Origin of the sequence: Corallococcus sp. CA053C, from assembly GCF_003611675.1 — a bacterium.
GTDB lineage: Bacteria > Myxococcota > Myxococcia > Myxococcales > Myxococcaceae > Corallococcus.
The window spans coordinates 1-12,741 of record NZ_RAWA01000290.1 but is presented as its reverse complement, the minus strand read 5'-3'; the positions used below and the strand labels follow the sequence as shown (position 1 = coordinate 12,741).

Here is a 12,741-nt window from a genome sequence, read left to right as displayed (position 1 = left end):
CCCCCGCGCCCACGCCTCCCGCGCCCGTTACCGAACCCGAGGGCACGCCCGAACCCACGCCCTCGGTCACCGAACCCGCGCCGGACCCCACCACGCCCGGCGTGCCGGATGCGCCGCCGGAGGCCATGCCCGCGCCCGCGCCTTCGGGCGTGGATGGCTTCGGCGTGACGATGCTGTACCCGTCGAAGGAGGGCGGGGAGGCGTGGGCGCTCGCGGAGGACGCGACGGCGGATGCGCGCTTCGATCCGCAGGACACCATCACGCGCAACGCGGACGGCTCGTGGAAGATGAAGAGCAGCCAGGTCCGCATGAGCGCGTTCCCTTCCACGGGATATGACCCGAAGCAGATCGCCACCTACGACCGCGACGTGCTGGCGAGCCGTGGGTACATGCAGGCGGCGAACGACTGGAAGAACGTCGAGATGACGGGCTTCGTGAAGGTCAACGCGGCCTCCAACACCCAGGACAACTTCGCCTGGTATGCGCGGGGCGGGAAGCACAACGACGACCACTCGGGCTGCGAGGGCAGCAGCTACAAGGGCGGCCTGCACTACGACGGCCGCGTGCGCTTCGAGAAGGAGACGTGGCACGTCTCCTACGACCAGGGGCCGTACAAGCCCGCCACCTCCGCGCTCAAGGGCCGCTGGGTGGGCTTCAAGGCGGTGATGCGCAACGTGCCGGACGCGAAGCAGGGCGCGGAGGCGGTGAAGCTGGAGCTGTTCGTCAACGACAACGCCGACAAGGTCACCTGGAAGAAGGTCTACGAGCTGACCGACGCGGGCGACCTGGGCGGCGACTCGGAGCACTGCGGTGGCTCCGTGAGCGCCATGCCCATCACCTGGGGTGGCCCCATCGCCACGTTCCGCTGGGACAACGCCCAGGACGTGGACTTCAAGTGGCTGAGCGTCCGGGAGATCCAACCGTAGTGGGCCGTCCGCGGGCCTGATGCCGGCTCCGTGGGCTTGCCGACAGGCACCCTGGACCGGCAGGCCCGTGGCCGGGGACGTCCCGGGTTCGCACCCTCGCATGCGCCGTGGCCTGTGCCCCGGCGTCATCTCCGAGGGACGACGTCCATGCGGATCACCTTCCTGGGGCATGCGGGCTTCGTGGTGGAGACCGCGGGCGCGCTCGTCGTCATGGACCCGTGGCTGTCGCCGCAGGGGGCCTTCGACTCGGCGTGGATGCAGCTGCCGCGCAACCACCACCTGGCGCCTCGCGTGCGCGAGCTGCTGGAGACGCCAGGCAGGGAGCGCTTCCTCTACATCAGCCACGAGCACAAGGATCACTTCGACCCGGCGTTCCTGGCCACGCTCGCCCGGCGCGACTTCACCGTGCTGGTGCCGAAGTTCAAGCGCTCGGAGCTGCAGGACTTCTTCGCGAAGTACGGCTGCCAGCGCGTCATCGCGTGCGAGGACTCGCGCGAGGTCCCCATCCCGGGCGGCTACCTCAAGCTCTTCGTCTCCGAGCAGGGCACCAACCGCGACTCCAGCGTGCTGGTGCGCGGCGACGGCCAGTGCTTCCTCAACCTCAACGACTGCAAGCTGCACGACCGGCTGGCGCGGATCATCGCGGAGGAGGGCTCCATCGACGTCTTCTCCGCGCAGTTCTCCGGCGCCATCTGGCACCCCACCTGTTACGAGTACCCACGCGAGACGTACTCGGCCATCGCGCGCAAGAAGCGCGACAGCAAGTTCGAGGCGGTGGCGCGCGCGCTGGAGTCGGTGCGGCCGCGCGGCTACATCGCGTCAGCGGGCCCGGCGGCTTTCCTGGATCCGACGCTGTTCTCGCTGAACTTCGAGGACGTGAACATCTTCCCCCGCGCGCCGGACCTCTTCGCCTTCCTGGCGCGGCGCCTGCCGGACGCGCCCACGCGCTACCTGGAGCCCATGCCCGGGGACGTGCTGGACGCGGGCACGCTGGAGTACGTCTCCCAGGTGCCGGAGCGTGTGACGACGGAGAACTTCCAGGACTACCTCCACGCGTACGCGAAGGACCTGGCGCATGTCTTCCGCGAGCGCCGCCACAACCTGATGCGCGAGGAGGTGGATGAAATCCTCGGCCGCCTGCGTGTGGAGCTGCAGCGCAAGCTGGACCTGTTGGACGTGCACGGCCGGGTGGGCATGCCCCTCTACGTGGAGCTGACGGAGGCGCCGAAGCGGCTGTTGCGCGTGGACTTCAAGCTGCGCCGCGTGGACGAGGTGCCGGAGCTGCGCGACACGGTCCGCTACACGATGAAGGTGAGCGCGGGCGACATCGTGCGCGTGTTGGACCGCAAGCTGAACTGGGAGGACTTCCTGCTGTCCTTCCGCCTGCGCCTGAGCCGCAACCCGGACGTGTACGAGCCCGTGCTGCACGGCTTCCTCGGCGTGGAGGTGGAGGACCTGCGCGAGTTCTGCGACGGCATCCGCGCTACCGAGTCTCAGAAGGAGCGCACCGTGGTGGAGGCCGGCGGCAAGCGCTTCTCCCTCCAGCGCTTCTGCCCGCACCAGGGCGCCGACCTGTCCGAGGGCTGGGTGGAGGAGGGCCGCTACGTGGTGTGCCCGCGCCACCGCTGGCAGTTCGACCTGCACCGCGGTGGCGCCTGCAGGACGAACAGCGCCACGCTCTGCGCGGAGCCGCTCGCGGACAAGCCGGAGCGTTCCAATCCTGGCGACGGCGTCCCGACTCAGCTCCCCCGGTAGGTGGAGAAGCCGTAGGGGCTCAAGAGCAGCGGGACGTGGTAGTGCTCGTCGGTGGCGGCGACCTCGAACACCACCTGGACGTACGGGTAGAAGCCCTTCTGGCCCCGGGCCTGGAACCAGGCCCCGGTGTCGAAGGTGAGCCGGTAGACGCCGGGCCCCAGCTTCGTGGCCGCGCCCGACAGGTCCTTCACCCGGCCGTCCGCGTTGGTGACGCCCCGGGACAGCTCCAGGAAGGTCTCACCCGCCCGGGCCTCCAGGACCAGGGAGAGCCCCTCCGCGGGACGGCCGGTGCTCGTGTCGAGGACATGCGTGCTGAGCGTGCTCATGATGCGAGGAGCTTCTCCAGTCGGATGCGGGTGATCTTCGCCTGCTCGCCCGCGGCGATGCGCAGCTCCGCGTCGGGGGCGTGGTCCATGCGGCCCTGCAACAGCGCGAGCATCTGTGCCGCGCTCTTGCCCGTGGCGCACACGAGGAAGATGAAGCCGTAGCGGGCCTCGTAGTCACGGTTGCCCTGGGCCAGCGCCTCCAGCACGCGCTCGTCCGCGGCGGCCACGCCCTGCTGCTCCTGCGACGACCACTGCGCGGTGGCGGCGAACTTCTCGCGCAGCTTCGACACGTCACCGATGCGTGGGTGGTGCGTGAAGGCCTCCTTCCAGTCCTCCGGCCCGGTGCGCGCCCACGCGTCGGTGGCCTCCGCGAAGAGGTGCTCCGCGTCGCGGAACGGACGGACGGCCAGCATCGCCTGGACCCAGCGCGTGCTGCCGCAGCAGCGGGTGAGCGCCTGGGTGGCTTCCTCGGTGGTCGCCGTGTTCAGGCGCTCCAGCGCCGTCGTCACGCCAGCTCTCCGAAGAGGCGCAGCCGGCTGACGCCGCCGTCCGGGAAGATGTTGAGGCGCACGTGGGTGATGGGGCCCACGTCCTTCAGCTCCTTCTCGAAGACGTGGCAGTGGTCCGCCTGGAGCTTCGACTGGGGCAGCAGCTCCTTCCATTGCAAGTGGGTGGCGTTGGCGAAGTCCAGCAGCGGCTCCTCCAGGTGGATGCCCTCCAGCGAGCAGCGGTCCGGGAAGTTGCCCTTGAAGAAGTGGGTGTCCACCTCCGCGCGGCGCAGGGTGCCGGCCGTGGCCAGCTTCACGACGATCCAGTCGAAGCCCGGCACGCGCTTGCGGCGCGTCTCCCAGCCCTCGCCCATGTTGGCCGCGCGGCCCGGGAAGATGAGGTTGTCCTTCGTGCCGAAGAACTGATCATTGCACGTGACGACGGAGCCGCCGTTCGCCGCCGCCGCCAGGTCCACCAGCCCCGCCTTCTTCAGCGCGTGCCAGTCCGGCAGCACCTGCCCGTGGATGCGCAGCCGCGCGACGCCGCCGTCCGGGAAGATGTTGAGGCGCACGTGCGTGAAGCGCCGGTCGTTGGCCACCGCGAAGAGGTTGCGCGAGCCGCCGCGCAGGCGCGACCTGGGCACCAGCTCCGTCCAGCGCGACACGTCCTCCGCCAGCGACTCCGCGGTCGGGTCTCCGTCCACCTCGCACGCTTCCAGGGAGGCGTACTCGGGGAAGTTGCCGATGAAGTGGTTGGTGTCCACGTCGATGCCGTGGATGGCGCCGGGCAGGCCCAGCTTCACGATGCACCAGTCGTAGCCGGGCACGCGCTTGCGGCGCGTCTCCCAGCCGTCCATCCACTTGCCGCGCTCCGTGTACTTGTCCGCGATGAAGACGCCGCGCCCCGGCTCCAGCATGGCCTCCTTGGGCGCGAAGAACTCGTCGTTGGCCAGCAGGGCCTTGCCGCCCACCTTGCGCGCGGCGAGATCAATCAGGTCGGCGAAGGCGACGTGCATCGCCCCGGGTGCTTCGGCTTGCATCGGTTTTCCTCTCCCGGACCGCCGGGGCTAACCGCGCGGCAGCCACTGGCCGATGCGCGGGCCCGTCAGTCCCTCGGTGGCGTCGAAGATACGCTGGCCGCGCAGGTATGTCCTCATCACCCGGCCCTCCAGCTCGCGCCCCGCGTAGGGCGTCAGCCGGTGCCGGTGGCGGATGTCCTCCGGGGCCACCTTGAAGCGCGTCTCCGGCGCGAAGACGACGAAGTCCGCGTCCAGCCCCCGCTTCAGCGCCCCCTTGCGCCCCGACAGCCCGGCCAGTGCCGCGGTGCGGCGGGCCATCCGCTCCACCAGCACGTCCAGTCCCAGTCCGTGGGCCCGCATGCCGGTCCACACCGCCGACACGCTCAACTGCAACCCGGCGATGCCGCCCCACGCGCCGGAGAAGTCCCCGGCCTCCAGCTTCTTGAGCGCGGGCGTGCAGGGCGAGTGGTCGGAGACGACCAGGTCGATGAGGCCGCTGGCCACCGCGCGCCACAGCCGCTCGCGGTTCTCCGCCTCGCGGATGGGCGGGGCGCACTTGAAGTGCGTGGCGCCCGCTTCAATCTCCTCCGCGCTGAACGTCAGGTAGTGCGGGCACGTCTCCACCGTGAAGGGCAGCCCCTCCGCCTTCGCCTTCGCGATGTCGTCCAGCGCGTCCGCCGCCGACAGGTGGACGATGTGCACCGGCGCCCGGTGTTGACGGCACAGGTCGATCATCATCCGGATGGCGTCCACCTCCCACGCGGCGGGGCGCGAGGCGAGGTAGCTGGCGTAGGCGCGCACGTCCCCCGCGAAGGGCGGCTCGTGATCCGTCAGCTCCGCGTGCACCAGCAGCGGCACGCCCGCGCGCGCGAGAATGGGCATCGCGGTGTCGAGGACGTCGCGCGTGGCGGCGGGAAATTCGTCCACGCCCGAGTGCACGAGGAACGCCTTGAAGCCGGGCGCGCCCGCGTCGATCATCGCTTGAAGCTCGCCCGCGTTGCCCGGGATGACGCCGCCCCAGAGCCCGTAGTCGATGGCGCACTGGCCCGACGCGGCCTCGGCCTTGGTGCGCAGCGCGGCCAGGGACGTCGTCGCCGGGATGGAGTTGAGCGGCATGTCCACCACGGTGGTGATGCCGCCCGCGGCAGCCGCGGCGGTCGCCGTGGCGAAGCCCTCCCAGTCCGTGCGGCCGGGCTCGTTGATGTGCGCGTGGCTGTCCACGATGCCGGGCAGGAGCGCGTCCTTCCCCAGGTCCACCACCTGGGCGCCGCGCGGCACGTCCACCGTGGCGTCGATGCCTTCGATGCGCCCGTCGCGCACCACCACGGCCGCGGCGCGCGTGCCCTCCGGCGTCACCACGCGCTCGCTGCGAAACACGGTCAGGGAAGAACTCACGGCTCGAACTCCGTCAGGGCGTAGTCGGCGAGCGCCCGGAAGTGCCGGTCGCTGTCGTCCAGGTAGAGCTGGCGGGTGATGCCACCCACCAGCCGGGGCAGGCTGTACTTCATGCCGGAGATGCTCGCGCCGCCGAAGCCCAGCGAGAGCAGGCACCCGAAGGTGTAGTTGAACACGCCGCTCACCCACGGCGCGCTCCCCGGGTGCTTCTCCAGGAACTCGAACGAGGGGCCCAGGTACGGGTGGCGCAGGAGGTCCGCGTGTCGCTCGTTGTCCGGCGGCGTGAAGCGGTCCTTCCACAGCGCGATGTGCGGGTGCACTTCCGCCAGCTCCGGGCGCAGGGACAGGTCGGTGGTGAACCCGGAGGCGATGATCAGGAAGTCGAACGTGTGCGTCGCATGCGGGGTGCGCACGACGGCCTGACCGTCCTGCTGCTTCACCTCCACCCACGGACTCTCCGCGTGCAGGTGGAAGGCGGGGGAGCGGCGCGCGCGCTCGAAGGTGTCCTTCGGCGGCAGCTGTCCCATCTCGATGATCTGCCGGATGAAGCGCCAGCGATCCGCGTCCGGCAGGTCGCCGTGGTGACGCAGGAAGCCCGCGAACTCCGCCCAGCGGTAGGGGTTCACGTTGGGCAGCTTCTTGCGCCGGTAGAACAGGTCCACCCGCGCGGCGCCCGTCTCCAGCGCCACCGAGGCGTTGTCGAACGCGGACGCCCCCGCGCCGAGCACGCCCACGCGCTTGCCGCGCAGCGCCTCGAAGTCGATGGCGTCGTGCGTGTGCGCCCACAGCGTGCGCGGCAGGGGCTGCACCTCCGGCGGGGCGTCCCAGCGGCCGGAGCCGTCGATGCCGGTGGCCAGCACCACCTTGCGCGCGAGCAGCGTGCCCCACTCGTTGGTGCGGGCGGTGGGGACCTCGAAGCAGTCCAGGTCCGCGCGCCAGCGGAGGGCCCCGGCCTTGATGCCGCACTTCACGGGGATGCCGAGCACGCGGCGGTACCAGAGCAGGTAGTCCGCCCACAGCTCCTTCGGGATGAGGGCCACCTGTCGGAAGCCCTCCTCGCCGTGCTGCGCCTCGTACCAGGCGCGGAAGGAGAGGTTGGGGATGTTGTAGTCCGGGCCGGTGAGGTACTTGGGCGTGCGCAGGGTGATCATCCGCGCGAACGTCTTCCACGGGCCGTGGAAGCCGTCCTGGCCGTCGTCCAGCACCATGAGATTGGTCACCCGCTCGCGCATCAACCCGAACGCGGCGCCAAGCCCGCTCTGGCCTCCGCCCACGATGAGCACATCCAGGATGCCGCGGCCCTCCGGGGTGGAGCGCGGGGGCACCCAGCTCCGGGACGGGTAGGCGAGGATGTCCAGGTCGCGCCGAAGGGCGGCTTCCAGTGCCTCCAGGCCAGGTGGGGGACGGAGCGGCGAGGCCAGCGGATCGTGGTCGTGCATCCGCTCCAGGAACCCACGCCCGGATTCCCTACGCAAGGGGGCGGGCCGCCCATTCGCCTCCGTCCGCCACGTTCCGGACGCGCCTTCAGCGCCGCGACGTGGGCCCGCCCGCCTGGGGGACGAGCAGCTGGAAGCGTACGCGCGCGTTGTCGGTGCGCATGCCCACGGGCCCCTCCAGGGTGAGGGCGTCCGCGGGCAGCAGGCCCTCCCAGACGCGCTTGCCGTCCACGAAGACCGTCAGCACGTCCGCGGCGATGCGGGCGCGCAGGACGTGCGCCTGTCCCGGAACCAGCGGGTCCAGCGGCTCCATGAACCGTGGACGGACCGTGGTGTAGCCGTGGCCGCCGCACTCGCCGCTGCGGTGGTCGTCCGGGTTGCGCTTGAAGTTGACGACGATGCCCGCCGAGGGCGCGATGCGCCACATGGCGTAGATGACGTTGCAGCCATCCTTCGCGCGCAGCTTGAGGCCCACCTGTTCGCGCAGCTTCCCGGAGGCGAGCGGCAGCACCGGATCCGTGGCGCCCAGCCAGGTGAAGCGCAGCCCCACGTCGTCGCCTGTCGTCTCCGGCGCGACCGCGCGCAGGCGTGGGCCCTCGATGCCGAAGCGCAGCCCATCCGGCACGCTCCCCAGCACTTCCTGCGCGTCCCCCTGGGTGACGGTCAGCTGCTCCAACGGGACGGGCTCCAGCCCCTCGGTGGCTGGAGGGGGAGCGCGTGAGGCCCGGTGCGTGGAGACCCCCTGGGGCTTCATCTTGCCGTTCGTGTCACCCCGGGCGCCCTGGCTCAGGAGCAGCGCTCCCGCCCAGAGCATCAGCACGGCCGACGCGCAGACCGCGACCAGCCGACGACGACGCTCCTCGCTCATGACTTCACCCCCTTGAGCAGCGCCTGGAGTGTCTCCAGGTGCGCGCCCAGGTACGCCTGCTCCGCCTGGAGCCGCGCCAGTTCCAGCAGCAGGTAGTCCCGGAAGCGGCGGACCTGCCGCGTCTCCAGCCGCTCCACCTCGCGCAGCTGCCCCTGCAGGTCCGCCACCAGCGTGGACACTTCGCCCAGCCGCGCGTGTTCGGCCTGCTCGGTGATGCGCAGTTCGCCCAGCAACTGGCGCACCTGTCGGGGTGTGCCGTCCACCGCGTCGCGCGTCTCCAGCCGCCGGCCCTCGCGGGCCTGGGCGTTGGCCCGACCCTGCCACAGCGCGCCCAGGTTGTAGCCGAGCGTGAGCTGGCCGAAGAGCGGCGTGTCCTGCTCCACGTCGAAGACCTTGTCGTAGCCACCGCGCACGCTCAGCCGCCAGGCGCGGGCCCTGCGCAGGCGCCCCGACAGGGCCTCCACCTGATCATCCGCGGACTCGAAGGCGCTGAGCAGCGCGCCCAGGTCCGTCCCTTCGGCCAGCGCGGGTTCGAGCGCGATCCGCGCCTGGGCCTGTTCGGTGTCGCGGGCCAGCGCGCGCAGGTGATCCAGGCGCACCTGCACCGCGTTGAGCTCCTCCAGCGTGGCGCCGCCGTCGCGCAGCTCGTCGCGCAGCTCGGCCACCAGCGTCTCCGCGCGGGGCAGGGACTCCGCCAGGGCGCGCGCGCGGGCTCGCAGGGCCGCCGTCTCCCCCAGCCTCGCACCCTGCCGTACGGCGCCCTGGAGCGCGGCGAGCGCCTGGTAGCGGCGGCACTCGGCCTCCGCGCGCAAGCGCAGCTTGTCGCCCCGGTAGATGCCGATGAAGTCGTAGCCCAGCCCCGCGGTCAGCCGCAGCCTGGGCACCCCCAGGGGCATCTGGTCCGAGCCTCCCTCCGCGTCGCCCGTGTTCACCACGCCGATGCTGGCGAAGACCTCCGGCGCCAGCTCCAACGCGGCCTCCGCGCGCGACGTCCCGCGCACGCGCTCGCAATAACCCCACGCGGGCTCGCTCCGGGCGCGCACCGTCCCCGCGTCGTCCGCCGCCAGGGCCGTGCCCGTCCACAGCCCCATCAGGGCTCCCCATGCGAGGGTTGTCCGCATCCGCTGCTCCATTTCCGATTCCAGGGGGACTCACAGCATCAGCGGCGGGCGGCCCAGGTGCAGCAGCTGCTCCCGCGCGCTCGGTGCGTCACGCAGCTGGAGCTCCACCATCACGCCCCGCAGGTGGTACTGGCGGATGGGGTGCTGCTGGGAGACCTCTCCCTCCAGCACGGACCCCACCACGCCCACCTCGCGGCACCACAACACCTTCAGCGCGCAGGTGTAGAGCGGGGTGCCCGCCCGCGCGTTGGCCAGGTTCTCGTACGGCACGAAGGCCACGGTGAGGTTCTGCTCCACCGCCTTCAGGTATGGCGAGCCGTGCACCACCAGCAGCAGCTGGTTGAAGCGACGGATGCTGTCATCCAGCGCGCGTGCGTCCTCCTCCAGGCTCTTGCGCAGCGTCTCCGCCCGCGCCTGCGCGAGCACCGACTGCGTGTACTCGCGCTCCAGGAGCAGTGTGTCCGTCGTCAGGCCCTCGGGGGCGGTGGAGTCCTGGCCCAGGCCGTCCTGCGCGGCGATGAGCCCGTCGCGCTCGCGCCGCAGGGTGTCCAGCCGCACGTCCAGGTCCACCGTCTCCTGCGCGAGCGACAGGTTGCTCTGCGCCAGCTGCGCCAGGTGGTGGTTGAGGGTGAGCATGTCCTCGCGGTCCATCAGCTTCGCGCCGTAGAGCGCGCTCGTGCGCGTGCGCTCGAGGCCGCTGTACGCGCGGTTGGATTCGGCGATCTCCGCGCCCGCGCGCAGGTACTCCTGGCGCAGCGTGGACAGCCTCCGGGCCAGCCGGTCGCGGGAGCGCTTCTCGCCCTTCAGCGCCACGATGAAGCGCTGCTGGAAGGAGCGCTCCGCGATGAGCGTGCGCTCGGCCTCCTGGAGCCGGTCCGCCACCTCGCGCCGCTTCGCCAGGAGCGCGTCGCGCTCCGCCTCCTGCTGCGCCGCCTGCGCGTTGAGCTGCAGCACGTTGGAGTCGGTGGGCGACAGGATGGTGGGCGTCACCCAGCCGCGGCTGGACAGGAAGAAGCCCTGCACCGACAGGAACGACAGGAGCCCCAGGAGGATCAGCGCCAGCAGCACGGATCCCATGAGCTTGTAGGCGGACACCGCGAGGGCGTTCAGCCGGTTGGCGACCTTCTGGTTCATGACGGCGTCCCCTCGCTGGTGGTGCCGGACGTGAGCTTCGCGGGGGAGGGCGATGCGGCGGGGGCCGTGGTGGGACTGCCGCGCGTCTCCCAGCTTCCGGAGTCGAGCGTCAGCAGCGCCAGCGGGGTGAAGAGCGCGTAGGTGACGGGCATGAGGAGCGCCATGGGCAGGAAGCTCGCCCCGGGCACGCGCCTGTCTTCAGGCAGGTGACGCGTCTCCATCCGGTAGATGAAGCCCAGCAGGCCAATCACCAGGAAGTGGAACGCGAGGATGTCCCAGAACTCTCCGGTGAGGAGGTTGTGGACGATGACCACCGGGTACGCCAGCAGCAGCGCGAGCTGCGAGACGTAGTGCACCGTGATGACCGGGTGCAGGCGCCACGCGTGCGACAGGCCCGACAGCAGGTCCACGAGGTTGGAGCGCCGCCATCTCAGCTGCTGGGAGAAGTAGCCCGCGAGCGTGGACGGCGCGGCGGTGAAGCAGAACGCGTCCAGCGTGTAGACCGTCTCGTAGCCGTGCTTGACGATCTGCCGCGTGAGGAAGCGGTCCTCGCCGTACTTGATGGGGACGCCCGCGATGGCGCGCGCCTCCAGGATGGGCTCCAGCTGGAGCAGCACGTGGCGGCGGTACGCGGTGAGGCAGCCGGACAGGCACATCACCTGGCGAAACGAGCGCTCCAGGTCCTTCAGCCACTGCTGGGCGAAGTGGAACTTGATTTCAATCATCCGCGTCATCCAGTTCTGATGACGGTTGCTGACGAAGGTGCGCCCGCCCACGGCGGCGACGTTCGGGTGGACGAAGCGGCGGATGAGCTGGCGCACCGCGCTCTTGTCCACCACCACGTCCGAGTCCACGGAGACGATGATCTCCGCGTCCACCGCGGCCTTCACGCCCCGGTTGATGCCCTTGCGCTTGCCCAGGTTCTCCGGGTTGCGCAGCACGCGGACGTTCGGGTGACCTTCGGCGGCCTTCTGCGCCCAGGCGACGCTGTCGTCGCGGGAGCAGTCGTCCACGACGAGGATCTCCAGGCGCTCGCGCGGGTAGTCCTGCGCCAGCAGCGCGCGCACCGTGTGGAAGATGCCCTGGCCTTCGTTGAAGAGGGGAACGACGACCGCGACCCGGGGACGGTAGGTGTCATCCACCCGTTCAAACCGCTTCCCCTTCAGTCGCCGCAGGAAGGGGCCGAGGATGTAGCGGTTCATCAGGACGACGATGAACAGCAAATGGATGGGAAACAGCTCCATCGGCCCGCCCCTCCCTCACGCCCACACCCCAAGCCAGACGGACGCTCCACCCATGTGGAGCGTGCCGAAGGTTGGGGAGTCCCTCCCGTCGCGCCAACTGCCCGGGACCTCCGGGCAGCCGGCTGACGGGAAGTGGGCAGGGGGACGGGGTCAGTTCGTCCGGATCAGCCAGAATTGGGAGTAGGGCCTGAGGCTCGCGGAGGCCCAGGGCAGCTGGCCGTCCACGAAGAAGACCCCGCCGCCCCGGTTGACGACATTGAAGGCGTGGGCGAAGTCCGAGCTGCCCTTGGAGAGGCCCACGATGATGCCCCGGCTGCCAGGACCCCAGGCCTCCATGGTTCTCAGGACGGCCCGCTCCGTGGCGACCTCCACGGCGGCCGTGCCGTAGTAGGACTCGAGCACCGAGAACGGCTGACTCCTGCTGACGAGCGCGACCTCCGGCTGGCCCGCGAACGTCGAGTCGACGGCGATCGACACGTTCACGCAGTTGGTCCTGCAGAGGCTGGGGTTGACGTCCGCCATCCGGATGAATTGCTTGAGCTCCTGGCCCACGTCGCGCTTGGGCGCCGCGATGATCGATGTCGGCTTCGGGGCCATGAACGAACCCACGATGCCGGTGATGGAACCCCAGGTGTAGCTCCAGGAGTCCGCGTCGCCGGAGGAGTTCGGGCCCACCCACGTGTGACGCATGTTCTGGGTGCAGCCCGGGCACCAGAACATCACCGAGTCGCCCAAGCCGGCGAAGAAGCTGGAGATCCGGTCGAGGCTCGCGTTGTAGTCCGCGACGGCGGCCTCGGCGCCCTCCGGCGTGTTGGCGATGATGTCCAGCGCTGCCTGGAGCGTCACGCCTGTCGCGGCCAGCGTGTCGAAGTTGAACCCGTCATCCATCACGACGCCCGTGAGGGCGATGACCGAGGTCTTCAACACCTGACCTTGGATGGTTTGCGGTCCCCTGGGCGCCTGGGAGAACGTGGCGCTGGGGGTCGGAGGCCGGTAGGTCGCCTGGGGGTTCGCGCCGCCGGACGGGGC

The 12,741-nt window shown here is 70.6% G+C and carries 12 protein-coding genes; 2 read left to right on the top strand and 10 right to left on the bottom strand.

Going from position 1 to position 12,741, the window contains the following annotated elements; genetic code table 11:
* Both D7V97_RS30065 and D7V97_RS30060 read left to right on the top strand, forming a co-directional pair.
* The coding region (locus tag D7V97_RS30065; protein ID WP_233583314.1) for a carbohydrate-binding protein at positions 1 to 926 on the top strand (926 nt) is incomplete at its 5' end.
* Between the two features lie 147 nt (positions 927 to 1,073).
* Complete coding sequence (locus D7V97_RS30060) at positions 1,074 to 2,681, top strand: Rieske 2Fe-2S domain-containing protein (RefSeq protein ID WP_120614071.1); 1,608 nt, start codon at positions 1,074 to 1,076, stop codon at positions 2,679 to 2,681.
* Here the strand turns inward: D7V97_RS30060 and uraH are convergent.
* The 10 genes from uraH to D7V97_RS30010 form a co-directional block, all read right to left on the bottom strand.
* Positions 2,666 to 3,007, bottom strand: coding sequence for a hydroxyisourate hydrolase (uraH, locus tag D7V97_RS30055; RefSeq protein ID WP_120614070.1), 342 nt, complete (start codon positions 3,005 to 3,007; stop codon positions 2,666 to 2,668). The genes D7V97_RS30060 and uraH overlap by 16 nt on opposite strands.
* Positions 3,004 to 3,516 carry a 2-oxo-4-hydroxy-4-carboxy-5-ureidoimidazoline decarboxylase gene (gene uraD / locus D7V97_RS30050; protein ID WP_120614069.1) on the bottom strand — a complete coding sequence of 171 codons (513 nt, stop codon included), beginning with the start codon at positions 3,514 to 3,516 and terminating at the stop codon, positions 3,004 to 3,006. Before uraD ends, uraH begins: the two co-directional genes overlap by 4 nt.
* Positions 3,513 to 4,535, bottom strand: coding sequence for an allantoicase (gene alc / locus D7V97_RS30045; RefSeq protein ID WP_120614068.1), 1,023 nt, complete (start codon positions 4,533 to 4,535; stop codon positions 3,513 to 3,515). Before alc ends, uraD begins: the two co-directional genes overlap by 4 nt.
* Positions 4,536 to 4,562: 27 nt before the next feature.
* The gene (gene allB / locus D7V97_RS30040; protein ID WP_120614067.1) at positions 4,563 to 5,909 is read right to left on the bottom strand and encodes an allantoinase AllB; all 1,347 of its coding nucleotides are present in this window, start codon (positions 5,907 to 5,909) and stop codon (positions 4,563 to 4,565) included.
* On the bottom strand, positions 5,906 to 7,348 hold the full coding sequence (locus D7V97_RS30035) for an FAD/NAD(P)-binding protein (RefSeq protein WP_120614066.1): 1,443 nt from the start codon (positions 7,346 to 7,348) through the stop codon (positions 5,906 to 5,908). Before D7V97_RS30035 ends, allB begins: the two co-directional genes overlap by 4 nt.
* Before the next feature lie 85 nt (positions 7,349 to 7,433).
* Positions 7,434 to 8,213, bottom strand: a complete 780-nt coding sequence (locus tag D7V97_RS30030) for a hypothetical protein (RefSeq protein ID WP_120614065.1) — start codon at positions 8,211 to 8,213, stop codon at positions 7,434 to 7,436.
* Positions 8,210 to 9,334, bottom strand: coding sequence for a hypothetical protein (locus D7V97_RS30025; protein ID WP_120614072.1), 1,125 nt, complete (start codon positions 9,332 to 9,334; stop codon positions 8,210 to 8,212). Before D7V97_RS30025 ends, D7V97_RS30030 begins: the two co-directional genes overlap by 4 nt.
* A gap of 30 nt (positions 9,335 to 9,364) precedes the next feature.
* The gene (locus D7V97_RS30020; protein ID WP_120614064.1) at positions 9,365 to 10,468 is read right to left on the bottom strand and encodes a hypothetical protein; all 1,104 of its coding nucleotides are present in this window, start codon (positions 10,466 to 10,468) and stop codon (positions 9,365 to 9,367) included.
* Positions 10,465 to 11,712 carry a glycosyltransferase family 2 protein gene (locus tag D7V97_RS30015; RefSeq protein ID WP_120614063.1) on the bottom strand — a complete coding sequence of 416 codons (1,248 nt, stop codon included), beginning with the start codon at positions 11,710 to 11,712 and terminating at the stop codon, positions 10,465 to 10,467. Before D7V97_RS30015 ends, D7V97_RS30020 begins: the two co-directional genes overlap by 4 nt.
* A gap of 150 nt (positions 11,713 to 11,862) precedes the next feature.
* The coding region (locus D7V97_RS30010) for a toxin glutamine deamidase domain-containing protein (RefSeq protein WP_233583313.1) at positions 11,863 to 12,741 on the bottom strand (879 nt) is incomplete at its 5' end.